The 25,479-nt window shown below is 59.5% G+C and carries 21 protein-coding genes; 7 read left to right on the top strand and 14 right to left on the bottom strand.

Annotated features, from left to right (window positions below):
- Positions 1-141 precede the first annotated feature (141 nt).
- Both codB and codA read left to right on the top strand, forming a co-directional pair.
- Positions 142-1,410, top strand: a complete 1,269-nt coding sequence (gene codB, locus ACP7CZ_RS10835) for a cytosine permease (protein WP_057976620.1) — start codon at positions 142-144, stop codon at positions 1,408-1,410.
- A 48-nt stretch (positions 1,411-1,458) separates the two neighbouring features.
- The gene (codA, locus tag ACP7CZ_RS10830; RefSeq protein WP_057976618.1) at positions 1,459-2,694 is read left to right on the top strand and encodes a cytosine deaminase; all 1,236 of its coding nucleotides are present in this window, start codon (positions 1,459-1,461) and stop codon (positions 2,692-2,694) included.
- Positions 2,695-2,703: 9 nt separating this feature from the next.
- On the opposite strand, the gene ACP7CZ_RS10825 is transcribed toward codA, so the two are convergent.
- The 5 genes from ACP7CZ_RS10825 to ACP7CZ_RS10805 form a co-directional block, all read right to left on the bottom strand.
- The gene (locus tag ACP7CZ_RS10825; RefSeq protein ID WP_252950278.1) at positions 2,704-4,854 is read right to left on the bottom strand and encodes a lipase family protein; all 2,151 of its coding nucleotides are present in this window, start codon (positions 4,852-4,854) and stop codon (positions 2,704-2,706) included.
- 13 nt (positions 4,855-4,867) lie between these two features.
- Positions 4,868-5,647, bottom strand: a complete 780-nt coding sequence (locus ACP7CZ_RS10820; RefSeq protein WP_372241982.1) for a hypothetical protein — start codon at positions 5,645-5,647, stop codon at positions 4,868-4,870.
- Positions 5,640-6,476, bottom strand: a complete 837-nt coding sequence (locus tag ACP7CZ_RS10815; protein ID WP_054898234.1) for a DUF4123 domain-containing protein — start codon at positions 6,474-6,476, stop codon at positions 5,640-5,642. Before ACP7CZ_RS10815 ends, ACP7CZ_RS10820 begins: the two co-directional genes overlap by 8 nt.
- Positions 6,476-8,371: a type VI secretion system tip protein TssI/VgrG gene (tssI, locus tag ACP7CZ_RS10810; RefSeq protein ID WP_054898233.1), complete on the bottom strand. Its 1,896-nt coding sequence runs from the start codon at positions 8,369-8,371 to the stop codon at positions 6,476-6,478. Before tssI ends, ACP7CZ_RS10815 begins: the two co-directional genes overlap by 1 nt.
- A 285-nt stretch (positions 8,372-8,656) precedes the next feature.
- Positions 8,657-9,643, bottom strand: coding sequence for a diaminopimelate epimerase (locus tag ACP7CZ_RS10805; protein ID WP_252950279.1), 987 nt, complete (start codon positions 9,641-9,643; stop codon positions 8,657-8,659).
- Between the two features lie 360 nt (positions 9,644-10,003).
- Here ACP7CZ_RS10805 and ACP7CZ_RS10800 point away from each other — a divergent pair, with 360 nt between their 5' ends.
- Entirely contained in the window at positions 10,004-11,155 is a 1,152-nt protein-coding gene (locus ACP7CZ_RS10800) for an MFS transporter (RefSeq protein ID WP_294165651.1), read from the top strand.
- Positions 11,156-11,164: 9 nt separating this feature from the next.
- On the opposite strand, the gene ACP7CZ_RS10795 is transcribed toward ACP7CZ_RS10800, so the two are convergent.
- The 7 genes from ACP7CZ_RS10795 to ACP7CZ_RS10765 form a co-directional block, all read right to left on the bottom strand.
- Positions 11,165-11,827: a type III secretion effector protein gene (locus tag ACP7CZ_RS10795; RefSeq protein ID WP_230960040.1), complete on the bottom strand. Its 663-nt coding sequence runs from the start codon at positions 11,825-11,827 to the stop codon at positions 11,165-11,167.
- 421 nt (positions 11,828-12,248) lie between these two features.
- A complete protein-coding gene (locus ACP7CZ_RS10790) occupies positions 12,249-12,425 on the bottom strand; it encodes a type III secretion effector protein (RefSeq protein WP_080757665.1) in 177 nt (58 codons plus the stop codon).
- A 292-nt stretch (positions 12,426-12,717) separates the two neighbouring features.
- Positions 12,718-13,734 (bottom strand): type III secretion effector protein, encoded by a 1,017-nt coding sequence (locus ACP7CZ_RS10785; protein WP_294165645.1) that lies wholly within the window; start codon positions 13,732-13,734, stop codon positions 12,718-12,720.
- A 245-nt stretch (positions 13,735-13,979) separates the two neighbouring features.
- Positions 13,980-16,373, bottom strand: a complete 2,394-nt coding sequence (locus tag ACP7CZ_RS10780; RefSeq protein WP_294165643.1) for a TonB-dependent siderophore receptor — start codon at positions 16,371-16,373, stop codon at positions 13,980-13,982.
- Positions 16,374-16,470: 97 nt separating this feature from the next.
- On the bottom strand, positions 16,471-17,421 hold the full coding sequence (locus ACP7CZ_RS10775; protein WP_294165641.1) for a FecR family protein: 951 nt from the start codon (positions 17,419-17,421) through the stop codon (positions 16,471-16,473).
- Between the two features lie 26 nt (positions 17,422-17,447).
- Positions 17,448-17,948 (bottom strand): sigma-70 family RNA polymerase sigma factor, encoded by a 501-nt coding sequence (locus tag ACP7CZ_RS10770; RefSeq protein ID WP_181125376.1) that lies wholly within the window; start codon positions 17,946-17,948, stop codon positions 17,448-17,450.
- Positions 17,949-18,027: 79 nt separating this feature from the next.
- The gene (locus tag ACP7CZ_RS10765) at positions 18,028-18,429 is read right to left on the bottom strand and encodes a cytochrome c (protein ID WP_080757661.1); all 402 of its coding nucleotides are present in this window, start codon (positions 18,427-18,429) and stop codon (positions 18,028-18,030) included.
- A 146-nt stretch (positions 18,430-18,575) separates the two neighbouring features.
- Between ACP7CZ_RS10765 and ACP7CZ_RS10760 the strand changes: the two genes are divergently transcribed.
- Genes ACP7CZ_RS10760 through ACP7CZ_RS10750 form a run of 3 tightly spaced genes read left to right on the top strand, consistent with a single transcriptional unit; the run spans position 18,576 to position 22,094 of the window.
- On the top strand, positions 18,576-19,376 hold the full coding sequence (locus ACP7CZ_RS10760) for a glucose 1-dehydrogenase (RefSeq protein WP_054898226.1): 801 nt from the start codon (positions 18,576-18,578) through the stop codon (positions 19,374-19,376).
- Positions 19,369-21,195 (top strand): glycoside hydrolase family 15 protein, encoded by a 1,827-nt coding sequence (locus ACP7CZ_RS10755; RefSeq protein ID WP_054898225.1) that lies wholly within the window; start codon positions 19,369-19,371, stop codon positions 21,193-21,195. The genes ACP7CZ_RS10760 and ACP7CZ_RS10755 overlap by 8 nt, the downstream gene beginning before the upstream one ends.
- Positions 21,183-22,094, top strand: a complete 912-nt coding sequence (locus ACP7CZ_RS10750; RefSeq protein WP_205548215.1) for an alpha/beta fold hydrolase — start codon at positions 21,183-21,185, stop codon at positions 22,092-22,094. The genes ACP7CZ_RS10755 and ACP7CZ_RS10750 overlap by 13 nt, the downstream gene beginning before the upstream one ends.
- Here ACP7CZ_RS10750 and ACP7CZ_RS10745 read toward each other — a convergent pair.
- Complete coding sequence (locus ACP7CZ_RS10745; protein WP_294165637.1) at positions 22,080-23,048, bottom strand: GlxA family transcriptional regulator; 969 nt, start codon at positions 23,046-23,048, stop codon at positions 22,080-22,082. The genes ACP7CZ_RS10750 and ACP7CZ_RS10745 overlap by 15 nt on opposite strands.
- An 89-nt stretch (positions 23,049-23,137) precedes the next feature.
- On the opposite strand from ACP7CZ_RS10745, the gene inhA reads away from it, so the two are divergent.
- A complete protein-coding gene (inhA, locus tag ACP7CZ_RS10740) occupies positions 23,138-23,818 on the top strand; it encodes an isonitrile hydratase (protein ID WP_054898222.1) in 681 nt (226 codons plus the stop codon).
- 631 nt (positions 23,819-24,449) lie between these two features.
- Here the strand turns inward: inhA and hemH are convergent.
- The gene (gene hemH, locus ACP7CZ_RS10735; protein WP_236279328.1) at positions 24,450-25,475 is read right to left on the bottom strand and encodes a ferrochelatase; all 1,026 of its coding nucleotides are present in this window, start codon (positions 25,473-25,475) and stop codon (positions 24,450-24,452) included.
- Between the last annotated feature and the right edge of the window lie 4 nt (positions 25,476-25,479).

Below are 25,479 nucleotides of genomic sequence, written 5' to 3'. Positions count from 1 at the left end.
GGCTCACCGCTGCACTGCTTTTGCTCTGATTGGGAGGAGGCGGCCTTATAAAGGGCTTACTCCGTCAGCGCATACCTGCCTGCACCTGCATTGGCACGCAGGATGCACACGACCTGGGTCACCACTCAGGGAGCAGCCCCCATGACGCAACAAGACCCCGGCAACGACTACCCTCTCAGCGAAGTCCCCTTGCACGCGCGCAAGGGTCTGGCCTCTACGGCCATGGTGTTGCTGGGGTTCACCTTTTTTACCGCGACCATGTTCGCCGGCGGCAAGCTGGGGGTGGCGTTCAGCTTCATCGACATGCTCGGCGTCGTGGCCCTGGGTAACCTGTTGTTGGGTATCTACGCCGCAGGCTTGGGTTACATCGCGTTCAAGAGCGGCTTGAACTCGGTGTTGATGGGGCGTTTCTGCTTTGGCGAAGTGGGCAGCAAGCTCAGTGACTTGATCCTCGGTTTTACCCAGATCGGCTGGTATGCCTGGGGCACGGCCACGGCTGCGGTGGTATTGGGCAAGTATTTCCAATTGAGCCAGGGCAGTGTGCTGGGGCTGATGGTGATATTTGGCTTACTGTTCTGCGCCACCGCCTATGTGGGGTATCGCGGCTTGGAAATCCTGTCCTACATCGCGGTGCCGGCCATGGGGCTCCTGTTGCTGCTGTCGATGTGGGTCGCCACCGTAAAGGTCGGCGGGCTGGAGGGGCTGCTGGCGGTGGTGCCCAGCGCTGAGCTGGACTTGTCCACCGCCATCACCCTGGTGTTCGGGACCTTTGTCAGCGGGGCAACCCAGGCCACCAACTGGACGAGGTTTTCGCGCTCGGCCAAGGTTGCGGTGCTGGCCAGCCTGATCGGTTTTTTTGTCGGCAATGGTTTGATGGTGCTGATCGGGGCCTATGGCGCCATCGTCTATCAGCAACCGGATGTAGTGGAAGTCTTGCTGCTGCAAGGTTTCGCCACGGCGGCGATGGCGATGTTGCTGCTCAATATCTGGAGCACCCAGGACAACACCATCTACAACTTCGCCGTCGCCGGTTGCAACCTGCTGCGTACCCAGCGTCGCAAGAGCGTGACCCTGGCCGGCGCGGTGATCGGCACCCTGCTCGCCTTGTTCGGCATGTACGACCTGTTGGTGCCGTACCTGATCCTGCTGGGCACGGTCATCCCGCCGATAGGAGGCGTGATCATGGCGGACTTCTTTTATCGCTATCGCGGCCAATATCCGCGCTTGGCAGAGGCTCACTTACCGGCATTCAATTGGCCAGGTCTGATCGCGTATGGGGTGGGTACCGTGGTCGCGTTCAACTCGCCGTGGGTCGCGCCGTTGGTGGGAATTTTTGCCGCATCGCTGACCTATGTGCTGCTCAGCGCCATACTACGCGCCATGACCGCCTGGACATCGGTATCGTCCTGAGGATCTGGCGGCTGTCTGCCTGATTTTTTAGCCAAGAGGAACTTGCCCATGCACATCATCAATGCCCGCCTGCGCAACCGTGAAGGCCTGCATGATCTGCACCTGGAAAATGGCCGGATCGCCAGCATCACTGCGCAAACCGGAGCGCCCACACTGATGGCCGGCGACTTGGACGCCGCCGGCAACCTGGTCATACCGCCCTTTGTCGAGCCCCACATCCACCTCGACGCCACCCTCACCGCCGGCGAGCCGCGCTGGAACATGAGCGGTACGCTGTTTGAAGGCATCGAGTGCTGGGGCGAACGCAAGGCCACCATTACTCTGGAAGACACCAAGGCCCGGGCCAAAAAAACCATTCAGGCGCTCGCCGCCCATGGCATCCAGCATGTGCGCACCCATGTCGACGTCACCGACCCGGACCTCACCGCACTCAAGGCCCTGCTGGAGGTACGTGAAGAGAGTACCCACCTGATCGACCTGCAAATCGTCGCCTTCCCCCAGGAAGGCATCGAGTCCTTCCGCAATGGTCGCGAGTTGATGGAAGAAGCCATTCGCCTGGGTGCCGATGTGATCGGTGGCATCCCCCACTTCGAATACACCCGCGACCAAGGCGTGAGTTCGGTGAAGTTCCTCATGGATCTGGCCGAGCGTACTGGCTGCCTGGTGGACGTGCACTGTGACGAAACCGATGACCCCCACTCACGCTTTCTCGAAGTCCTCGCGGAAGAAGCCCGCAGCCGCGACATGGGTGCCCGCGTGACCGCCAGCCATACCACCGCCATGGGTTCCTACGACAATGCTTACTGCGCCAAGCTGTTTCGCCTGCTAGGACACTCCGGCATCAGCTTTGTCTCGTGCCCCACCGAAAGCATCCACCTGCAGGGCCGCTTCGACAACTTCCCGAAACGCCGTGGTGTCACCCGTGTGAACGAACTGCTTGAGGCCGGCATGAACGTGTGTTTCGGCCAGGATTCCATCGTCGATCCCTGGTACCCGCTGGGTAACGGCAACATTCTGCGAGTACTGGAGGCCGGTCTGCACATCTGTCATATGCTCGGTTACCGCAATTTGCAAAACGCCCTGGACCTGGTCACCGACAACAGTGCCAAAGCCATGAGCCTGGGCGATCGTTATGGGTTGCAAGCAGGTCGCCCGGCCAACCTGCTGATACTGTCGGCCGACAGCGACTACGAAGTCATACGTAGCCAGGGCCTGCCGTTGTACTCGATTCGCAACGGCAAGGTACTGATGAAACGGCAACCGGCACAGGTAGAGTTTATGTAACCGCGTGGGTTAGACGACTGAGTCGATGTCCAACGTTTGCACCCGTACCTGTTCATCGTGGGAAGGCGGCGGAACGCTGGTGAATTGGGCCGGCTCACGATTCTCACGATGGCGGAACCAACGCTTGAGGCTCGCTTGCAGATGTGCAGAAGAGGCATGGCTGCCGTAGACATCGCGGGCTTGCAGGCGACGCCAGCGCAGGCTTGCCAAGCGCTCGCGGCTGGTGTGCAAACGGTCGATCTCTGCGTTCAAGGCATCGGTAGGTTCATGGCTACGATCATTGGCAGGGCGCCGCAGAGCAAGCTCACGCCGCTTGGCCCGTAGTTGCTCGCGCATGTCTTCAAAGGCCCGGTCGAGCAGCTCGAATTCCCTCTGGGTCACCAACGAGCCCTCACTCTCCAGGGTTTGTTGCCAGCGGCGCAATGTCGCCCACGCCGCGGGGATGTAGCTGGTGGTCATGAAGTGCTGGTCGGCTTGAAACAGCTGCCTCAGCACATTATCGCGGTCGGGCATGTCGCCCTGCAGTTGCAATGCGCGGTTGCAACCCGCTTCTTGGAGGGATTCACAGCCAGGTTTCCATAACACCGAAGAATGGCTGCCATCCGGGAGCGTGATCGGCATGAAATGATATTGCTCGCCATGATGCCGATAGGGGTTGCCGCCCACGCGCACCAGCCCTGCGGCGAACAACAGGCCACCGGGTACGGGGTTGCTGAATAGTGTGATGGCCCCGGGAATCCAGAGCTTGGCGGTGGTATTCATCCAGGGCGCCGGGACGCTGGGGACGGGGTCGTTGTGGTTGACGATGCGGTGGTGGACCAGGGAAGAGGCACCGGCGGTAAATTCAGAGTCGGCGGCGCGGGGAGCGCCGTAGGTGTAGAGCAGGATGTTGTAATGGGCGTCTGGGGTTCGGCGCAGTCCTTCTGCCAACAGCAGTGCTATGGCGCCGCCGAGGCTGTGGCCGCACATTACGATGCGCTGGCCGGTGTGAAACTGATCAAGATATTGCAATACGAAATTACGCAGCGCCCGATAGGCCTGGTAAAAACCATCGTGGGCTTTTCCAACACCGCCTTCGAAGGCCACCTGATGGGCGTCGGCGTCACGTAATGCGTCGGCACGGCTGACCGTTCCTCGCACAGAGATCAGGATGACTTCATCGTGGTGGGTGATGAAGGCCTGGGTGTCAGTACCGAATTTTTCATCATCGAAAAAGTGCAAACGTGCGGGATGCTCCTGCTCTTCGTTTCGTTCCGGGCGATTTTGGGGATACAACACGGGATCGAACGGCAGGATTTCGAAGCGTTGGGAGTAAGGGATATCTTCGTAGATCGGGTAAAAACGGTGTGATTGCTTCGGATCAATTCGCCAGGCTTCGTGATACACCGAAAGCTGTTCAGCGAATAAATTTCCAACGCTCGGATCCAACGGAAACCGGACTTCGTCTAATGGTTTTTCGGCGGGGGCCTGTCCAAAATCGCAGTAACTCAACGCAGCAAACAATGCCAGTTGGTATAGGTTAAGGGCGCAGAAGCCGTCTTCGGTGGATAAGATGGGGCGTAAGGCCCGTAGTGGTCGCACTTCCAGAACGGTGTGCTTGTTGGGGAACAGTACGATACCCACCAATGAAGGCTGAGGCGGGCCGAAGCCCAGATCGGCCAACATTTTCAGTGCATGGCGCTTGGGAGAGTGGACTCGAGGCGTTGTCGGAGGCAAATGGGCAACATGACGAACTAAATCTCTAACTTCGACTTGATAAAATCTGTTGGGTTGATGTTGAGCGGGATTGGCTTCAATACGACGTCCATCGACCGAAGCAAATCTGGTTTGCTCAGCACGAACTTGAAGCTCGGTGATAGGTAGCTGATAAGTCGGCCGCATCATTAACCGACGATATGGCTGCTCGGTTCCTGAATACAGATCGTCAAAAACGAGGACTACGGGACCGCTGTAAATATCTTTTAGCTTGACGAATCCTTCCCCGTTCAATCTACCTTTGTACTCTCGTCCAGCGCTGTCGCGGACCGTATACGACAGGCCAGCGTACGTCGCCCCAACTCCAGTTTCATCGACCAAGCAAAAACTCACCCATTGCCCTCGCAATGAACAAGCTGGCGTGCTGTCACTGAAAAAGGGTCGCTTCCTTGCGTCCAAATACATGGCTTACTCCTTATTACTCACACGATGGATAAATATTACAAATGCGGCCATCCGGCATTTTTATCGGTTTAAAGTCGGTGGTATTGCCGTTGCAATAAGCGTCCCGATCGGCAAAGTTTTTACCCCTACATCGCTTCCATCCACCTGGAACATTTATCCAATTATCGCCAAAGGCAGGTCGTTCCTCATCAGTCAAATTCAACACAACCTTAAGCTTTCTTCCCGACAGTTGATCTCTTTGTACAACGCCCCCTACCCGCGACTCTTGCAAGTTTCCCATCGAATCCAATGAATTGCAGATCAGGAGTTTTCTAATCGCATGCAAAGGCCCTACCGTCCGAAAGTGCCACTTACATTGCCCAAGTATTTCCTGCACACCCGAGTCGGGCATACCAGGCAGGTCGGCCTCCAAACGGTCTCGAATGGAAATACTCCCGAAATTCCCGCCCACATCCGTACTCCGTGTCCCCCACTTCGCATAGAAGTCAAATTCCACACTGCGCAGGACCAACGGACATCCTTCTACCGTTTCAGTCAGTGGCAACTCATAACTCACACTGCTCGCCACAGGCTTGTAGTCTGTAAAAAAGACTTTCCGCTCAGGTCTTTTGCCTCGCCGCCGAGGCAAGGTGCAAGTCTCACCCGTTGCGGGCCGGTAGTTGGCAGCCGTTTTAAGTTCAAATTGCGCTGGCAAATCCACCTCCAATGTAAAACGCTCCACCGTCCTCCCCGTACACCCCGAAAGCCACGCAGCCGCAACAACCAGCAACACCCACCCTATCCACCTATTCACCTTTCCCTACCTCCCTGCGCCACTGCTCCACCACTCGTTCAAAATGCTCCCCTGGCGCCTCGCCGGCCCTCGGCTGCCAATGGATAACACTGCTTCGGGTCGCCTCTGCCAAACGACGCACCACCAGAAATTCGAGCTTCTCCGGCTCCCGCCATTGCCAAGCGCGCGCCTGCGCCAGTACCTGGGCCAGCCAAATCCTTGGGTCTTGGAATTCGACCAATGCCGCCAGGTCTTCACTGTGTTCCGCCAACAGGTAACGCAGGATATTGGCGTTCAGGATGGCTTCGGCCTGGGGATTGGGTGTATCGAGCCAAGGCGGGAGCCGAGGCGCTGGGTAATCGCCCGGTGCAGGGTTTTCGTGATGGCACCAATGGCCTTCGTGCCAATAGCACACACTGATCAGCGGCCCGAGGTAGACCGGCCAATGCTCTTTGGCCAGATAGGCCAGGGCGCGGGCCAAGGTGCGGTTGTCGTGAATGCGGTAAAGCGCCTGCTGGCCCTCCGGCCCTGTCAGGAGCCTTTCGCGCCAATGGCGCGCCACATCCGTCAAGTCGGTAGCCGACAAGCTCGCGAGCCACCCCCAGTTTGACTCGGGGTGTTGCAACAGATCAGCCAGGGCGGGTTCATTGATCTGCTCAAGCAAGAGGATGATCGGGCCAGAACTCGCCAGCTCCGCCGCGGCGGTATCGCTATAGAGATTGCAATAGTGCGACGGGGCGCAACCTGCCAATAGAGGCTGGCGAGCCTCGTGGCCACCTTCCACTATCAGGCACAATCGGTGCCCGTTCTGCAGCTGTTGGGCCATCCAACGACGGGGCAAGCTGTCCATCAAGCCGCCCTCTGCGTGATATCGCACAGGCCTTCGCGACAGCGCTCGCACAGGGGGCAAAAGTCCGCGTCAAGTTGCCTGGCCAAGTCCATGACGACGCTTTGCACTGCCGACAACTGCGCGCCAGCGAACAAAGCCGGGCTCGCCGAACTGTTTGCGACCGACGAACCGGCCTGGGTAAGGGGCCTGCTGCTTGAGATACTGCCCGCTTGCATCACCAAGTGTTCCCCGCCAGCCATCAAGCTCAGTTGCGCACCGGCCTCAATGACCAGGCTGGCACCGGCCTTGAGGTGAACCCGCTGCCCAGCTTCGAACACCAGGCTCTGGCCAACGCGAGTCAGGCTATCGCCCTCTACCTCCAGGCGACTGTCATGACCCACCCGTTGTTCCAAGTCACGCTGGGCGTGCAGGTAGATGAGTTCTTCGCCGCGTCGATCTTCAACGTGCAGCTCGTTAGCCCCTCCGCCATCCGGTGAGCTGCGGCTACGCAGCACGCTGCGTGTCTTGTGCTGCGGCAAGGGATAGGCTGGCAGGTTTGATGCATTGGGCAGGCAACCCATGACGAGAGGGTGATCCGGGTCGCCCTCCAGAAAGCTCACCAGCACTTCCATGCCTACCCGTGGAATCACCATGGCACCAAACCCGTCCCCCGCCCAACCGGACGCCACGCGCAGCCAGCAACTGCTCGCCCCCTCGCGGTTGTCCACACGATCCCAATGAAAGCGCACCCTCACCCGACCATAGGCATCGCAATGCACGTCTTCGCCCGCAGGCCCGGTTACCGTCGCGGTCTGGCTGCCACTGATCGTTGGCCTGGGATGCTTGAGGGCCGGTCGATGCACTGCACGCCAGGGTGTCGCGGTGAATCGGTTGCGATAGCCCTGGAATCCACTGGCTTCAACCATCGACTCCTCCAACACCTGCGGCTGGTAACCCTCATGACGCACCGAAGTCAGCAGCCATAAATCGTTGCAGAGTGGGTCGGGGTGATCACATAGCTCAAGGAAGTGACCACTGCGCAATGCCGGCTGATCGCTCTTGCCCAACACCCTGTGGCGATCACGCTCGTGACGCTCCAGGCCGCGTCGCGCCAGCTGCGCGCCGCGCGCATGCCCCTTAAAACCGGCAGGGTAGGCATAGTCTTCCAAAGTTTGCGCCTGCACGGCACCGGCCTCTTTTTGCAGACGAAATGAAGGGTGCTCGAAGTCATAGTCACGACGTACAGTGCGCCGGCTGCGCGTCTCCAATCGCAGGTCGAAGCGCTGTACAACATGGCTCTGGAGCGCCGGATCAGGCGACGAACAATACCGCTGCACCGACAACCGTCGAAATACTGTCTGATCATCACCGAACACCAGCAGATGATTGTCCACGCTGTGACGAAAGTGATAGTGGATGCCCTCCTCTTCACACAGCCGCTGGATAAAATGCAGGTCGGACTCCCTGTACTGCACGCAAAACGCGCGTGGCGGATACACCACCGGCCCGAGTTCAAAGGCATAGGCGTCAGAGAAGATGCCGTGGTGTTCGAGGACCGTCGCAATGATCTGCGGTACGCTGCGCTGCTGGAAAATCCGCTGGTCGCAACGATGGGCAAGGGATGCCAGGCGTGGAGCCAGCGTGATGTGATAACGGGTGAGTCGCGCACCGGGATCGTCCCGACCGATGGCGTAGACGTACCCATGCAGGCCCTGCCCTGCTTCCCCGAAGTCCAGATAGGCGGGTTTATGAAGCAATGCCTCCAGGTCAAGAGAAGGATCTTCGCTGACTAACTGCACCTGTATGAAGTAAGGTTGATCGAGGGCTTCGCTGCCTTTGAACGCTACTACCTGAAGATCTGTATTTATTTCTGAAAGGATCAATTTGAAACATGACGAAAGAAACTTGTTAACCATCCTTTGTTACCCGCCATCAACTTTTCGATTGAACGACTCTCTTTCGCCAACGCCAACTGGATTGGAAAAAAAGCACCTGAACATGCTCAAGCTTAGCGATTTCAGGCGATTTTCGGCCCGCACCGAATAAAAAAGAAGTTTCGTACAACGAGGATGGAAGTGTCTTTTTACAAAATATTAATACTTTCCATAACAAACAGAAAACGCGGACTGTTGCTTGTCTATTTACAACTAAGCTTTAAGGAAACGACTGACACTAATTCAAGGCACCTGCTGTTCCGAGATCTACATAATTAGTCGCGCCGTCCCGAAAAGACTCACACTCAGCACATTTCCAGACTCGGTCTGCAATCGCACTGGCGCCGTGCCACCCGGCATCACCACCGTTACGTCGTCACCCTCAATCCAACCCGCGCGCCATGCCGCGCATGCTACTGCGCTGGCGCTGGTCCCCGAAGACGCCGTAGGCCCCTCTCCTCGCTCAAATACGCGCGCGATGACTCGATTGCCAGCGTCTCGAGCAACCCATTGCAGGTTGACCCCGCCAACACAGAGTTGCCCGCACCCTGCCGGCGGTGCAAAAGCGATGGCCTTCAACCGATTGAAAAGTGCCAACTGGTGCATCGTGTCATTAACCGGCAACGCCGACACATGCTCAACCAGCGTCACACAATGAGGGTTGCCTATCCGGACAAATTGGCTGTTTCCCCATTGCGCATTGATCGACGCCAATGCCGCCACGCGGCTGAATTCATGATGTGCCGCGACCACAGGGCTCACACCGACCGCCCCCACCGCCAAGGGGCCAAACTCGGGCCTGCCCAACGCCAGCCAGAAGCCTGGCACCTGTTCATGCTTCGCCGGCTCGACACAGGTGATCACGGGCGATACCGCATCCGGCTTGTCGTGATACACCCGCAACTCGCTACCGTGCACCATTAACCCCTGGTCGGTTAACGCCTGGGCAAAAATGGTCAGGCCATTCCCACTGCGTTCGGCGAGAGAACTGTCGGTATTGATGATCAGCAGATCAAACGGTGGCCGTGCTTGAAATGGCCCGACTAACAAACCATCACAGCGATACGCCTTTGCACCGGTCGGTGGTGGTAATGCACCCCAGCCACATTCGGACGCAATGGCCGACGCGGCCCACATCTTGCGCGTGCTTGCAGCCAAGCGGGCGTTGTCGGGCACATCGATACCCAGACCGCGCAAATGGGCCGGGCTGACCACCCCATAGATATTTCCGCGTGCATCGTAGAACCGAGTCATGACCACGCCAGCCAGAGATTTTTCATCGGTTCGTCCGCTCACTTATCGACCATCGGGACAGCAGCGTATTACAGAACGGTCGATCTGTGGGAGGTGGGCGCAAAGGCAGTAAGCCACTGCAAGAACCTGGGGTTCAGCCACTCCTGCAGGGAGTACACACCTTCCGGACCACCTCCTACAGGTTCGACCATTCCTACGTGGTTACCCCACGACAAAGCGTTCCATTTTTTGTAAAAAAAATGCTCGCAATCTGCGCTTTTAATCCTGATCACAAAAGGAACCCAGCTCGCTCGAGAGGGCCTGATGTGCAAGGATGTCGCGCCGGACATCGTTCGTTGAACGCCAAACCAAGGATTTTTCATGACTGCCATTCCCACCCCTGCCCCCGTGGTTCCCGGGCGGCTGGAGCAGATGTCGACCCGCATCGCTTTTTTTATCGCAGGTTTCGGTATCGCCGCCTGGGCACCTTTGGTGCCGTACGCAAAGGCGCGTGCAAATCTGAATGAAGGCACCCTTGGCCTGCTGTTGTTGTGCCTGGGGGTGGGGTCGATCATCGCGATGCCCGCTGCGGGCGTGCTGGCATCTCGCTTTGGCTGCCGACGCGTGCTCACCGCAGGGACGCTGATGATCTGCCTGGCCCTGCCGATGCTGGCCACTGTCAGTTCGATCCCGCTGTTGATCGCGGGGTTATTCCTGTTTGGCGCGGGCCTGGGCACCGTGGACTCCACCGTCAACCTGCAAGCGGTGATCGTTGAGCGCGCCAGTGGCAAAACCATGATGTCGGGCTTTCACGGGTTGTTCAGCCTGGGGGGCATTGTCGGCGCAGCGGGGGTTGCGGGGTTGCTGGGGCTGGGCCTGTCGCCATTGCAGGCGACTCTGGTGGTCGTCGTTATCACGGTGGCGGCGCTGTTGAAAGCCGCACCGCATTTGTTGCCTTATGGCAGCAAAAGCTCGGGACCGGCATTTGCAGTGCCCCATGGCGTGGTGTTGTTTATCGGTTGCCTGTGTTTCATCGTATTCCTGGCTGAAGGTGCCGTGCTGGATTGGAGTGCTGTGTTCCTCAGCGCCGAGCGCGGCCTGGATGAGGCTTACGCCGGCCTGGGGTACGCGGCATTTGCCTTGACCATGACTGCTGGACGCCTGACCGGCGATGCCATTGTTCGACGCCTGGGCCCCACTCGCGTAATCGTGATCGGTGGCGCGCTGGCCTTTGCCGGCTTGCTCCTCGCGACCCTATTGCCAACGTGGGAAACGGCGCTGCTCGGCTACGCGCTGGTGGGTGCAGGGTGTTCGAATATCGTACCGGTACTGTATACCGCCGTGGGTAAGCAAACGGTGATGCCAGAGCATATCGCAGTGCCTGCCATCACCACATTGGGCTACGCCGGGATTCTCGCCGGCCCCGCCATGATTGGCTTTATCGCCCATGGCAGCAGCTTGAGTACTGCGTTCATCCTGATCGCGGTATTGCTGGCGGCAGTAGCCATCAGTGGAAAAATCCTCAAGGTATGAGTCCAAGCTTCAACGCGCTTTGCGAGCATCGTCCTGCTCCCGCCAACGTTCGAGGCTTTTGTTGCTGAGCCAACCGTCCTTGTGAGGCGGGCCAAACAGTCGTGTGCCATTGGCTCGCTGTAATGACGAAAGCAAACCCGGACGGTCAAGAATATTCTTCGCTGTGTAGACACTGAGCTCGCTGTATTGGGACCTGGGCATGCCTGTAGACGTATCCAGCACAGGCGCGCCGTGTTGATCTACCTCATACGGGTCTTGCATAACCGACCGAAGCTTGGCTATTTCAACGTACTGATGCGTTTCAAAGAGATAGGTTCGATCCATGGTCTCGTCTCGCAGATGCGCAAACTGGCTTTGCAGCGCCTCCACCACCCGTGCATTGCTTTGGGCATGAAACGGATCCTGGCTGAAAACACTTGGAGAGCTGTTGCCCTGCAAGGTCTGGGCAGCTGCACTGAGGCTGTCACGTGTGATATCGCCATCACGGCTGAAGATAGCGTCGCTTAGCCGAGGGCGTTTGAGAATTTCTCTGACGACCTGGATCGCGTTGTCCAACACCTCGTTTTCACCCGTCGGTTGAGCAGCGATCCGCTTCAAGGACGTCCAAGTCAAGCGCCCGTCATTCAGAAACGGGTGCACCGCGCCGAAGGATTTTTCCAAGGCCTTTGCCAACTGGCTATCCTTTGTAGTTGCACTTGGCAGGGAACCACTGGCCCGCTCAACAGGGGAGTTCTGCAAGTCTCGATAGCGCAGAGCGGATAAGGTCCCACGCAAGAGAAAGGGTTTGTGCGAGCCTCCAGCCGAGGGCGCGGATGGGGCTTCATACCAGGTTTCAGATTGGCAGACCGGTGGTGGGGTGGTTGATTGTGCGGCCAGCCTGTCGGGAGGAAGCGGCCGGCCGGAAGGTACTGCACCCTTAATTGTCATGGGTTTTCTCCAACTCTTTTCAGATGCATATCCGCTGGGTGGTCTGTGCCGTGATGGGCAAAATCAACGAATAGACTCTCCTCAGGCAGGTACCTCATGTGTGGTTGGATGGGCTCGACAGTTCCGAGTAAAAGGCTAATACCAATGACAATATGTAAAACCGTGGTCAACCACCCTCATCCAGCTTTCGCCTACGCCACCAGCCTGCCAGGCTGTTGATCAAGCCGGTGTCTTTCAATGAATCGCCACCGGCCCCCGGCGTCTGCAACTCCGCCAGCAGGCCCCGGGAAAAATCATCCGAAACGGGCGCCTGGAATTTGCGCTCGCCGGCATAAGCCTTCATGCGCCGCGCCTCGGCCTCATATTCGGTCGACTCAAAGGGAAGACTTTGCGACGCTGCGCACTCCTCTGGCATTGCCAGACTCGCTTGCTGGGTGTTGCGCAAAAGCTCGAGAGGGCCAGGTTTGGGGGAATTAAACGAGGTTGAAGTCATATGTTTTCCCTCATTCGAAAGCTGAAAAAACGGCATGCCAAATCACTACCGCAGGTACCACCTATGTGGCAACCGGGAATAATTCGTTCCTTGAAACATATAAAACTGGCGCCACCTCAAAAAGGTGGCGCCGCAAGAGCGGTCAGCGGGACAACGAGTACAGCCCTCTACGGCTGATCTTCCCATCGCCGTCTTTACTGAGGTGGTTATCCATTTTTTCGAGCACGTCACTGCGCGTGAGTATTTCCTGGGATAACTGAATCAGATGATCCTTGGCTGCATCGCCAGTGAGCGGCTTGCGCGCCCACTCTTTCAGTTCGCTGATTTTCAGGCTTGAGCCCCCGCTCCTTTTCTTCAACTCGTCGAAATGATCAAGCAGCTCACCGGCCAGTTCCTTGTCAGTCTTGTACTTGAAGTAGTTCTCTCCTTTGATCACCATATTCAGTTTTTGCCGGTCGATAAGACCATCCAGGGCGCCGGTGGAACTGTGCCTATCCATCGCTGCCATCAGTTCCGGACGTCGTAGCAACTCATTGGCCAGGCGGATGTTCTCGTTCATGACGGGATTAGGCGACCACCCTCTTTTCGCCATCGCAAGAATGCTGTCAACGCTGACGTAGCCAGGCTTCTTCGGGTCTCTGAAGGCATTGAAGTTGTCGAGCAGTTGTTGGGCCAACTCTTCGCGGTTCTTCAACGCGTACTGCGGATCCGGCCTGCCGGGGGCGGGCGGATACGGTCGACCTGCGGTGGGGTCCGGTCGTGGTGGAGGATTGCTCTCAATAGGATTCGGTCTGGGGGGCGGGTTGCTGCAACCTGGGTTCGGCCTTGGCGGCCGATGTTCACAACCAGGATGCGTGGGCGGCCGATGTCCGCTGAAGCAATGACCGACCCACTGCTTGAATTGGCTCAGCAAACTCTGCGCCCCCTGCGGGCTGTGGTGACGCCCATGCGCGTCAGCCGCGGTGGTCGGCGCCTGAGGACTACCAAATACCGGCCCGTCCTTGTTCTCCCTGGATTGGAAATTAACATGGGCAGCATTCTGGCCATTGAAAGAACGCGCAGCCGCAGCCTCGTCAGCGACTTTAATGTCGACCTTGGCCGGTGGAAGGTCAGACGTTGCTGAAGCAGAGACGGGTGTATCCAACATCGATACCGACATAAGTTTCTCCATGACAGTGGGCGATTTTCAGCTTGTCGCTCCAACGCAATGTCGAAGCCCACCAGCTTTCCCATGTGTGGTTTTGCGTCGGAATCAGTTCCTGATCCAGCAACAATATGTGATCAAGGTGTAGGAAACAGCTTGGACAGCGGCGATCTTCTCGCGATGAATGGGCGGTGCCCCTGGCCCGGGCCAAAAAAAAATCGCGACCTTTGAGATCGCGATTTTTCTTCATCGGCTAAAGCTCAAAACCCTACGCTTGCCTGTAGGAAGAACGTGCGAGGCTCACCCAGGTACAACCCTGCATTGTTGTCGCTAGAGCGTGTGTAATGCTGCTGGTCGAAGACATTCTTCACGCCCACGCCCAGTTTCAGGTTCGACAGTTGCGCGCCAAAGTCGTAGCCGCTGCGCAGGTTGACCGAGACATACCCGGGGATATCACCGTATTGGCCATCAGCAGAGCCTTGGGTGATATAGGTGGTGCCGGTGCCGGGCGCACGCTGGCCGGACTGGGCATAGACGTCCAGGTTGTGGGTCCAGTGGTTGACGTCGTAACGCAGGCCCAGGGTCGCCACTTGGCGGGAATACAGTGGCAGGTCACGGCCCTTGAACGGCACATCACCTTCGGAGGTGGCCTTGGTGTAGGTGAAGCCCGCGTTGGCGGTCAGGCCGTCGAGGCGCGGGTCGAGGTTGGACAGGTCGTAATGGGCGGATGCTTCGATGCCGCTGTGCTTGGTGGCGCCGAGGTTGGTCCAGCCCACGTCATTGCTGACGTATTGCAGTTCATCCGAGAAGTCGATGTAGAACAGCGTCACTTCGCCGCCCCAGACGCTGTCGTTGTAGCGCGTACCGACCTCGTAGGTCTTGGCCTTTTCCGGGTTCAGGCCGTTGGCCGTCTGGTCGCCGGTACCGCCCTGGCCGAGTTGGAAATACTGCAGGCTGCCGAAGGAGGTTTCGTAGTTGGCGAACAGTTTCCAGGCGTCAGACACGTGGTACATCACGCTCAGCGCCGGCAGCGGTTCGTTGTTGTGGACCTCGCGGCGTTTTTCCTCGGTACGCTTGCCGTTCAGGGCAACGACCGGGCGGTCATGCCATTCGGTACGGATATCTTCAAAGCGAATGCCCGGGGTGATGGTCCATTTGCCAATATCGATTTTGTTATCGATATAGAAGGCGTTGGCTTCAGTGCCCCCCGTGCGGTCCTGATACACGTGACCGTCGCTCTGCCCGCCCGGCGTCGGTACGTTGTTGACCAGGTTCAGGCTGGTGGCCTCCTCGTGCATGCCTTCTTTGAGGTAGCGATACCCCACACTGACTTCCTGGGTACTGGGCCCCAGGTCAAACACATGGGACACACGCGGCTCGATGCCGAAGGTGTAGTAGGTGCGCGGGTAGGAGCTGAGGGTCTTGAGATCGCGGTTGGCAATGTTGCTGCCACGGAAACTGTCGGAATAGTAAGTCAGCACTTCGGCCTGGGTGCGGTCGTCGATCTGGCGGATGTACTTGAACGACACGTCCTTGCGGCGCCCGCTGAAGTTGTCCCAGTCACGCACCGATTGGTACGGGTTGGCATCGAACTGCTTCTGGGTCAGGCCGCCGGGCATATCGGCGCTGGCATCGTAATAGTGGAAGTTCAGCGAGAAATCGTCTTGATCTGTCGGCGCCCAGTGGGTTTTGAAGATCACATCATCGATGTCGTTGCCGTTGTTGCTGTTGCGGTAACCGTTACCGTTGACCCCGGAGTACAGCAGCGCGGCGCCGATACCGTTGTCGGCCGTGCCGCCCATAAAGGCATTCTCTACATGCTTCCAGCCACCGTGGGCAGACGTTTGCAGGGTGGTGCCGACTCCACCGGAGAAGTCTTGCGGGATCGCACGGGTCACGAAGTTGATCACGCCGCCGACGTTCTGTGGCCCATAACGCACCGAACCCGCACCGCGGACAACGTCGATACTTTCCAGGTTACCGGCAGAAATCGGCGCCATCGACAGCTGTGGCTGGCCGTAAGGAGCGAACGCAGCCGGTACGCCGTCAATCAGCACGGTGGAGCGCGGTGACAGGCGCGAGGTCAGGCCGCGTACGCCGACGTTAAGGGAAATATCACTGCCACCGGTGCCGTTGGATTCCTGCACTTGCACGCCAGGCACGCGGCGCAGGACGTCACCGATGTTCATCGCGCCCTGCTCTACCATGGCTTCGCGTCGAATGACGGTGCGTGCGCCGGGATGGTTCTGCACCACTTCGGCATCGGCGTCGGCAAGCCAGTCGCCCACCACCTTGATATCGGTGACCCCCAGTTCCAGCGGTGAGCCCGCTTCACCGGTGCCGCGGCTCACCGGACGCAAGGTCACGGAGCCGGCGTCAATCTGGTAATCCAGGCCACTGCCTTGCAGTAATTGCCGCAGGGCTTGTTCGGGCGAGAGATTGCCATCGACCGCAGGAGCTTGCTTGCCAGCAACCATATCGGGGCTGAAGAACACTTGCAGCGAGGTCTGCTGGCCCAATTGGCTCAAGGCTGCGCCGAGGGATTGCGCACGAATGTGGATACCCTCGGCAGCCTGTGCGGTACTGATGGCAACGGCCAGGGCCAAGGGCGCCCAGCGGGAAATTTTATTGTTGTGGGGGGCAAGTTTTTTCACGTCGAACCTAGTCCTGTGATCGCAAGCATGCGCGGCCGTTAATGCAAACCAGTTGCAGTTGCAGGAGAAGACGAAGAACTCGAAAAAAACCTGAATGTCAGCGCGAAATAATTTCCTGGCTACCGTCCGGCAGAGTGCGCAAGGCGACCGGCAGGATGTGGGGCAAGGCCTTGAGCAAGGCATCGGTATCGCTGGAGTTGAAGACACTGGTCAAGCGCAGATTGCCCACCGCTGCCGTACTGACCCGCAGCGGTTGCTCGCGGTAGCGCGACACTTCCCGCGCCACGTCGACCAAGGTGGCGTTGTTGAACACCAGTTTACCGTTGCGCCACGCGGTCAGTTCTTCAGGGTTCACCGCGTAGGCCGCCGCCACTTGGCCTTGGGGATCGACATGGGTGCCACGCCCGGCGGTGAGCATGACGATGTGATCGGATGCCCGGCCCTGCACCTTGACCGTGCCGGCTTCGACCGCCACGCGGGTCTGGTCCGCCTCCCGACGTACATCAAAGCGCGTGCCGGTGACGGTCACCTGCCCTGCGCCGGCTGCGACCACAAACGGGCGCCCGGCGTCATGCTGCACGCTGAACATCGCCTCGCCCTGCTTGAGCTCTACGCCCCGACGGCCCTTTTCGTAATGAACCGCGACCACGCTGCGGCTGTTGAGGTCCATCACGGAACCGTCAGGCAAGGTCACCTGACGATGCTCGCCTAACCGCGTGCTGAATTCGGCATTGTAGGGCTTTGGCTGCCCCAGACCGCGGTACGCACCCAGGCCCACTGCAATGGCGACCACACTGGCGGCCACGGCATAACGCATCAGCGCACGCCGTCCAAGGCGCTCGGTCGGCGCATCGCCCAGCGCCTGCAAGCGGGCCTTGGGCAGCAAATCCGTCGCACTCCATAGCCCTTGCAGCACATCGATTTCGTACTGATGCGCGGGCTGCGACCTGCGCCAGGCATCGAAACGTTGGCGTTCCTGGGCGCTCAATGGGCCGTCTTGCAGGCGTATAAACCACTGCGCGGCCTCATCACGGACACGGTTATCCATCGTGGAAGATCCTGTTTCAAAGCCGGTCATGGCGCGCTCGCATCCAGACGATCACGCAGATGTCGCAGGGTGCGGATCATATACTTTTCCACCATGTTTTTAGACAGCCCCAGGCGTGTGGCGATTTCCTGCTGGGTGAGCCCTTCGATCTTTTGCCAGATGAAAATCCTGCGACAGTTGAGCGGCAACTCGGCCAGCGCCCGCTCGATGGCGTCGGCCAACTGGATCGCGTGCATGTAATGCTCCGGGTCGCTACTGTGAGGCGTGCTGTGATCAATCGCCTGCAGCGTCAACGTCTCGCGGCGGTCTTCGCGGCGGTAGGCATCCACCGCAATATTGCGCGCGGTTTGATGCAGGTAGGCGCGGGGCTGCGCCACCTCGCAGGCAGCGGACTCAAGCACCCGCACGAAGGTGTCGTGCGCCAGGTCTTCGGCTTGCTGACGGTTTCTCAGGCGGCGCGTCCAGGTGCCGATCAACTCTTCGTAGTGCTCGAAAAAGCCTGTTCTGCGGGGCGGCTGAGGAGTCATCGCGAGAGCACTGGGGAGGCGGGACGTGAATAGTAATGCTTCCTATTAAGTGGGGCAATTGCTGCTCATCGCCCACCCACTATTTGTTTGAAATGACCTCACTCATGTATTGATGCAAATCGCGAAAGTCTTTAACGCTCCAGGCATGTGGCGCGATCTTTACGCCGTTGTCTTGCAGCGTCTTGGGGATCAGGTTGCCATTGGGGCGAAGGATGACCGAGGAGACGATAACGCCCGGATAATCATGGAGTCGTTTCTTGAAGGTGGCAGTTGTCAGGTCGGGGGTTGGCGGATTACTTTTTTTTGCCAATGGCCCCGTGCCTTTGATATCGGGCCCGTGGCACACAGCACAGCGCTGTAGATACAGCGTTTTACCATTGCTGTTTTCCGCGACGCACAAGGCTGTCTGAGCCAGTGATAAAGCGGCCACTACGCCGCTGAGTAATAGTTTCATCCATCGGGTATCGGCCCACGCATGCATTCCATCGCTTCCTGTATTGCCCTTTGTTTTCAGCATCATACGATAAAGTCGCGCTTTGCCCGAGTTGGGCGTAAGCGCCAGGGGGTGAACTTCCGCTCGCCGCCGCCAGTCAGCAAGAAGGACTCTCATAAAACGGTGGGTGGGCGATGCAGATTTCCTTGCAGCAACAAGTGGCCCTGGTCACCGGGGCCAGTTCCGGCATTGGCGCGGGAGCGGCCAAAGCCCTGGCCGCAGCAGGCGCGGCGGTGGTGCTTAACTACAACTCCCAGGCGGCACCGGCTGAGGCTCTCGCCGCGCAGATCAATGCCAACGGCGGCCGAGCGCTTGCGATTGGCGGCGATGTGTCCAAGGAGGCCGATGTCGAACGCCTGTTCGCGCAAACCCTCGACGCCTTCGGCCACCTGGATATTCTGGTGGCCAACTCCGGGCTGCAAAAAGATGCCAATCTGGTCGATATGACCCTTGAGGATTGGAACACGGTGATTGGTGTCAACCTCACCGGGCAGTTCCTCTGCGCGCGCGCGGCGGTGCGCATCTTCAATCGCCAGGGTATTCGCGAAGGTGTGTCACGGGCCGCCGGCAAAATCATCCATATGAGTTCGGTGCATCAAGTCATCCCCTGGGCCGGGCATGTGAATTACGCCGCGTCCAAGGGCGGCGTGGAGATGCTGATGCGCACCCTCGCCCAGGAAGTCAGCGAACAACGCATCCGTATCAATGGCATTGCGCCTGGGGCGATTCGCACGGCGATCAACCGCGCAGCCACTGAAGGCGCTGCAGAAAAAGAGCTGCTCAAATTGATTCCTTATGGTCGTGTCGGTGACGTCGAAGACGTGGCCAATGCGGTGGTGTGGCTGGCCAGCGATGCCTCTGATTATGTGGTTGGCAGCACCTTGTTCATCGATGGCGGTATGAGCCTCTACCCGGAGTTCCGTGGCAATGGTTGATTTCAAGAACGAACCTCAAAGCGCCATCGATGCCCACGGGATCATCGGCGACATGCGCAGCGCGGCACTGGTGAACGACCGCGGCAGCATCGACTTCTTCTGCTGGCCGGAATTCGACAGCCCTTCGGTGTTTTGCGCACTGCTCGACACGCCCGAGGCCGGCACGTTCCAGCTTACCCCGGACCTGCCCAACGCCCGCCGCGAGCAGATCTACCTGCCCGACACCAATGTGCTGCAGACTCGCTGGCTGAGCGATGAAGCGGTGGTGGAGATCACCGACCTGCTGACCGTCAGCGAAAACGTCGATGAACTGCCCTTGCTGATCAGGCGGGTACGGGTGGTCAGTGGCAAGGCGACTATCCACCTGAGCTGCGCCGTGCGCCACGACTATGCCCGGGCCCCCACCGAGGCGAAGGCCGAGGCTGCCAGCGTGGTGTTCACCGCCAGCGGCCAGCCCGGCCTGCGCCTGATTGGCAGTCAGCCGCTGACCCTCCAAGGCAACACCGCCATCGCCACCTTTACCCTCGCCCAGGATGAAGGCGCCGAATTTGTCCTCGGTGGCCAGGAGGATGCGCGCGTCACCAACGACTGTACCGACCTCTACCTGGAGCGCACCTTGAAGTTCTGGCGCGGTTGGATCAGCCAGTCCAACTATCGCGGGCGCTGGCGCGAGATGGTCAACCGCTCGGCCCTGGCGCTGAAACTCCTGACCTCGCGCAAACACGGCGCCATCATCGCCGCGGCCACGTTCGGGCTGCCGGAAACGCCCGGCGGCGAACGCAACTGGGACTACCGCTATACCTGGATCCGCGATGCCTCGTTCACCGTCTATGCGTTCATGCGCCTGGGTTTCGTCGAGGAAGCCAACGCCTATATGCGCTGGCTCAGGGGCCGGGTCAGCGACTGCTGCGGCCAGCCGACCAAGATCAACATCCTGTACGGCATCGACGGTCGCCAGGAACTGCCGGAAACCACCCTCGACCACTTGAGCGGCCACGGCGGCGCCCAACCGGTGCGGGTGGGCAACGAAGCGTTCGACCAGGTCCAGTTGGATATCTACGGCGAACTGATGGACGCGGTTTATCTGGTCAACAAGTACGGCGAAGCCATCTCCCACCAAGGCTGGAAACACACGGTGGAAGTGGTCGACCAAGTGTGTGAGATCTGGAACCACAAAGACGTGGGCATCTGGGAAATGCGCGGTGAGCAGCACCATTTCCTGCACTCACGCCTGATGTGCTGGGTGGCCCTGGACCGTGCCATTCGCCTGGCCTCCAAACGTTCGCTGCCGGCCCCGTTCGCACGCTGGGACCAGACGCGCCAGGCGATCTACGCCGACATCTGGACTAACTTCTGGAACGAAGAACGCGGGCATTTTGTGCAGCATATCGGCAGCACCGCCCTCGACGGCTCGATGCTGTTGATGCCGCTGGTGCGCTTTGTCGCCGCCACGGACCCGCGCTGGCTCACGACACTGGAAGCGATCCAGAAAAGCCTGGTGCGCGACGGCATGGTCTACCGCTACCGCAATGACGATAGCCAGATCGATGGGCTGCAAGGCGTCGAAGGCGCGTTTGCCGCCTGTTCGTTCTGGTACGTCGAATGCCTGGCGCGCGCCGGGCAAGTTGAAAAGGCCCATCTGGAATTCGAACAGTTGCTGCGTTACGCCAACCCGCTGGGGTTGTACGCCGAAGAGTTCGACAGCCAGGCCCGGCACCTGGGCAACACGCCCCAGGCCTTGAGCCACTTGGCATTGATCAGCGCGGCAACGTTCCTGGACCGCAAACTCAGCGGGGAGAAAACCGTATGGCAACCGTGACATCCCCTGCCCCACTGCTGTATGTGCGCACAACCCTGCTGGATGTGGCTTACGAAACCCACGGCCCCATCGATGGCGAACCGGTGATCCTGTTGCATGGCTTCCCCTACGACCCACGGGGCTACGACGACATCGCGCCGGTGCTGGCTGAACGTGGTTATCGGGTGTTGGTCCCGTATTTACGCGGTTATGGCCCGACGCGATTTATCAACACGCAAGTGATGCGCTCCGGCCAACAGGCGGCGCTGGCCAAGGACCTGCTCGACTTCATGGATGCCTTGGCCATCCCGCAAGCCACCCTCGCCGGCTTTGACTGGGGTGGGCGCGCCGCCTGTATTGTCGCGGCGCTATGGCCGCAGCGGGTGCGCGGCCTGGTGACCGGCGATGGCTACAACATCCAGGCCATCAGCCAGTCGCTCAAGCCCAGGCCACCTGAGACAGAGCACCGGCTCTGGTATCAGTATTACTTTCACACCCAGCGCGGGGTCGACGGGTTGACGGCCAACCGGCGTGAACTCTGCCAATTGCTCTGGACGCTGTGGTCACCGTCCTGGGCCGAAGGGCCAAGCCGCTACGGCCTGACCGCGCCGTCGTTTGATAACCCGGATTTTGTCGAGGTGGTGATTCACTCCTATCGCCATCGCTTCATGTATGCGCCGGGTGATCCCGCGCTGGAATACATCGAGCAGGCGCTGGTGCCGCAACCGCCGATATCAGTACCGAGCATTTCGCTGTGCGGGGCCGACGATGGCGTGGGCCCGCCGTCGCTGGAGGATGATGACGTGGAGCACTTCAGCGGTTTTTATCGCCGCCAGGTGTTGCCCGGCGTGGGTCATAACGTTTTCCAGGAAGCGCCCCAGGTCACGCTTCAAGCTTTGCTGGAACTACTGGAGCGGTGAAAAACGCTCTCGATAAGCCTGGGGCGTCACTGACAAGGCCCGCAGAAAGCTGCGGCGCAAAGTCTCTTCACAGCCAAAACCGCATTGCATGGCGATACGCTTGATGGAGGCTGTGCTATCTGCCAGTTGCCGGCGTGCGTTTTCGACGCGAATCAGTTCCACGGCCCGCGCCGGGGTTTGGCCGGTCTCGGTGCGGTAGTGGCGCACAAAGCTGCGCTCGCTCATGCCAGCCTGGGCCGCCAGGGTGGCGATGCTCAGATTCATCGTCAGGTTATCGGCGATCCAGGCATGCAGCTCGACAAAACGGCTGTCGCTCTTTTGCAGGGATAACGTCACGCTGAATTGCGACTGACCGCCAGGGCGCTTGAGGAACACCACCAAGTGGCGCGCCACCTCCAAGGCAATCGCACGCCCCAGGTCATCCTCTACCAGGGCCAGGCACAGGTCGATCCCAGCGGTCACGCCGGCAGACGTCCACACCGCACCTTGCTGGATGAAAATCGGATTGGCCTCCACCGTGAGCGCAGGGAACTTGCGCGCCAGTTCTTCACAGCGCGTCCAGTGCGTGGCCACGCGACAACCATCGAGCAAGCCACTGGCGGCCAGCAGAAAAGCCCCGGTGCAAACCGAAGCCATGCGCCGGGTGTGCAAGGATTTATCGCGCACCCATTGCACCAGCGCCGGGTCCTCGGCAGCGCCGTACACGCCCCAGCCACCGGCGATCACCAGGGTGTCGCAGGGCTGGTCAATGGCGGGCAGCGGTTCGGCCAGCAGCGCCAGGCCGGCTGACGTCATCACCGGCTCAGCCTGAGCGGCGATGACGTTGACCGCGTAGGGCAATGGCAAACCATGCTGGCGCGCCAAATCGTTAGCCGATGCGAATACCTGTAGAGGCCCGGTGACATCGAGTACCTGGGCATTCTCAAACGCGAGTACATGAATAATTTTAGGCATGATTGGCGAGATTAGTGGGCTCAATGGCGTATTCGCCAAAGCCTAGGCTTCTACAGTGAGCACGTCCATTCCTTTTCGGAGCTTGAAACATGACCTTGCAGATCGGCTTTCTGTTGTTCCCCGGCATCCAGCAACTGGACCTTACCGGCCCCTATGATGTCCTCGGTTCGCTGCCAGACGTGAAGCTGCACCTGGTGTGGAAAGACCTCGCGCCGATCACCTCCAGCACTGGCCTGGTGTTCACGCCGACCATGACCTACGCCGACTGCCCGAACCTGGATGTGCTTTGCGTACCCGGCGGCGCCGGTGTGGGCCCATTGATGGAAGACCCGCAAACCCTGGACTTCCTCAAGGCCCAGGCCCAGACAGTGCGCTACATGACCTCGGTGTGCACCGGCTCACTGGTACTGGGCGCGGCAGGGTTGCTGCGCGGTCGCAAGGCCACCACCCATTGGGCGTACCACCACCTGCTCGCCCCGCTCGGTGCCATCCCCGTACAGAAACGTGTGGTGCGTGATGGCAACCTGTTTACCGGCGGCGGGATCACCGCCGGCATTGATTTTGCCCTGACTTTGGCCGCGGAGTTGTACAGCGAAGCGGCGGCGCAACTGGTGCAACTGCAGATCGAATACGCGCCGGCCCCACCGTTTGACTCAGGCCGCCCGGAGACGGCGCCCAGGCATGTGCTGGAGGAAGCCAACAAGCGCACGGTGGAGTCACGCAAAGTGCGCGGGGAGATTGTTGCGCGGGCGGCTGCGCGGTTGGGTTGAAGTTGGATTTCTCACGTCCGGTCGCTGAATTTGCAGCGACTGAAGGTCCGTGGGAATGAACCGGTTTCAACGCTTGAACGTGAGGTAAGTCCTAGACCGCTGTACGAAACTCCTTTTGATTATTTCGGTGCTCAACGGCCGTCCAGTTGTAGCCGACAGTAATCACGATGCGAAGCGAGTCGCTCTTGAACTTGCTCTTGATCTTAGGCGCCCCATTAAACCACGCTGGCCGAACGCAGGCTTGAATTCGTGGGTAACCCGGCAGGACGCCGGGTTAGCCGCCCCGCGCCATGGATGGCGCGTGGCGGCGGCCCACGGATTCAAGCCTGTGTTCGGGCACACCGAGCCTAGGCGAGGTGCCGAGTGGTGGGGCAAGAGCCCTTTGGTTACTTTGGGCTGGGCCGGCATTCCGGCGCTTTTCCAAAGTGACCCGCTGTAAAAGCGGAACCCTAAGCAGCCGTTACCGCAGGAATGGATATGTACACAATCCAACTGTGTTGACTGCCATGCCGCCTTCGCGAGCAAGCCCGCTCCCACAATTGGTCCGCGGGGGGGCAAGTAGGGAAGCGTCGCGGTTAGGCCGCCATCGCAGGCAAGCCAGCTCCCACAATTGGATCACCGCAGGGCTCGATTACAAGGCAACCGGCGCTCGTTCGCACAGGGTATTAAGCGCTGCCGCCCACTGCGGCTCGTCATTCAGGCAAGGCACCAACACCAGCTCCTCGCCCCCCGCTTCAAGAAATTGCTCGCGACCGCGATCGCCAATTTCCTCCAACGTTTCAATACAGTCGGCGACGAACGCCGGGCACATCACCAGCAGCTTCTTCACGCCTTGCTGGGCCAATGCCTCAAGGCGTGCCTCGGTGTAGGGTTCGATCCACTTGGCCCGGCCCAGGCGGGACTGGAACGCCACCGACCATTTGCCCTCCGGTAAACCCAGCCGCTCGGCCACATCCCGCGCCACGCTGAAGCACTGCGCGCGGTAACAGGTGGCAAGCACTTCAGGGGATGCGTTCTTGCAGCAGTCGGCATCCTTGAAGCAGTGCTGGCCCGTGGGGTCGAGCTTGGTCAGATGACGCTCAGGCAAGCCATGGAAACTGAGCAGCAAGTGATCGTAATCCTGCTCCACATAAGAGCGCACACTCGCCGCCAGCGCATCGAGGTACTCAGGCTGATCGTAGAACGGTTGCAGGATCGAAAACTGCACATTCAGTTGCTTGTCGCGCACCACTCGCTTGGCTTCCTCTATCACCGTGGTGACGGTGCTGTCGGCAAACTGCGGGTACAACGGCGCTAGTGTGATTTTTTGAATACCCTGGGCGGCCAGGCGTGTCAGGACCGTTTCCAGGGACGGCTCGCCGTAACGCATCGCCAATTCCACCGGGCCCTGGGTCCACTGCGCGGTCATCTGCTGCTGCAGGCGGCGGCTCAGCACCACCAACGGCGAACCCTCGTCCCACCAGATCGACGCATAGGCATGGGCCGATTGCTCGGGGCGCTTGATCAGGATCAGCGATACCAGCAAGCGCCGCACCGGCCACGGCAAGTCGATCACATAAGGGTCCATCAGGAACTGATTGAGGTAGCTGCGCACATCGGCCACTGAAGTGGACTTTGGCGAACCCAGGTTGACCAGTAACAACGCGTGATCGGTCATGCAA

It is taken from the genome of Pseudomonas sp. DWP2-2, assembly GCF_049897065.1.
GTDB lineage: Bacteria > Pseudomonadota > Gammaproteobacteria > Pseudomonadales > Pseudomonadaceae > Aquipseudomonas > Aquipseudomonas paracarnis.
This window is presented reverse-complemented; position numbering and strand designations above follow the sequence as displayed.

Excerpts from the sequence above, each read along its gene's own strand:
- codB (WP_057976620.1), top strand. The coding sequence starts at position 142 with ATGACGCAACAAGACCCCGGCAACGACTACCCTCTCAGCGAAGTCCCC.
- codA (WP_057976618.1), top strand. The coding sequence starts at position 1,459 with ATGCACATCATCAATGCCCGCCTGCGCAACCGTGAAGGCCTGCATGAT.
- ACP7CZ_RS10825 (WP_252950278.1), bottom strand. The coding sequence starts at position 4,854 with ATGTATTTGGACGCAAGGAAGCGACCCTTTTTCAGTGACAGCACGCCA.
- ACP7CZ_RS10815 (WP_054898234.1), bottom strand. The coding sequence starts at position 6,476 with ATGGACAGCTTGCCCCGTCGTTGGATGGCCCAACAGCTGCAGAACGGG.
- tssI (WP_054898233.1), bottom strand. The coding sequence starts at position 8,371 with ATGGTTAACAAGTTTCTTTCGTCATGTTTCAAATTGATCCTTTCAGAA.
- ACP7CZ_RS10805 (WP_252950279.1), bottom strand. The coding sequence starts at position 9,643 with ATGACTCGGTTCTACGATGCACGCGGAAATATCTATGGGGTGGTCAGC.
- ACP7CZ_RS10800 (WP_294165651.1), top strand. The coding sequence starts at position 10,004 with ATGACTGCCATTCCCACCCCTGCCCCCGTGGTTCCCGGGCGGCTGGAG.
- ACP7CZ_RS10790 (WP_080757665.1), bottom strand. The coding sequence starts at position 12,425 with ATGAAGGCTTATGCCGGCGAGCGCAAATTCCAGGCGCCCGTTTCGGAT.
- ACP7CZ_RS10785 (WP_294165645.1), bottom strand. The coding sequence starts at position 13,734 with ATGTCGGTATCGATGTTGGATACACCCGTCTCTGCTTCAGCAACGTCT.
- ACP7CZ_RS10775 (WP_294165641.1), bottom strand. The coding sequence starts at position 17,421 with ATGGATAACCGTGTCCGTGATGAGGCCGCGCAGTGGTTTATACGCCTG.
- ACP7CZ_RS10770 (WP_181125376.1), bottom strand. The coding sequence starts at position 17,948 with ATGACTCCTCAGCCGCCCCGCAGAACAGGCTTTTTCGAGCACTACGAA.
- ACP7CZ_RS10765 (WP_080757661.1), bottom strand. The coding sequence starts at position 18,429 with ATGCATGCGTGGGCCGATACCCGATGGATGAAACTATTACTCAGCGGC.
- ACP7CZ_RS10760 (WP_054898226.1), top strand. The coding sequence starts at position 18,576 with ATGCAGATTTCCTTGCAGCAACAAGTGGCCCTGGTCACCGGGGCCAGT.
- ACP7CZ_RS10755 (WP_054898225.1), top strand. The coding sequence starts at position 19,369 with ATGGTTGATTTCAAGAACGAACCTCAAAGCGCCATCGATGCCCACGGG.
- ACP7CZ_RS10750 (WP_205548215.1), top strand. The coding sequence starts at position 21,183 with ATGGCAACCGTGACATCCCCTGCCCCACTGCTGTATGTGCGCACAACC.
- ACP7CZ_RS10745 (WP_294165637.1), bottom strand. The coding sequence starts at position 23,048 with ATGCCTAAAATTATTCATGTACTCGCGTTTGAGAATGCCCAGGTACTC.
- inhA (WP_054898222.1), top strand. The coding sequence starts at position 23,138 with ATGACCTTGCAGATCGGCTTTCTGTTGTTCCCCGGCATCCAGCAACTG.
- hemH (WP_236279328.1), bottom strand. The coding sequence starts at position 25,475 with ATGACCGATCACGCGTTGTTACTGGTCAACCTGGGTTCGCCAAAGTCC.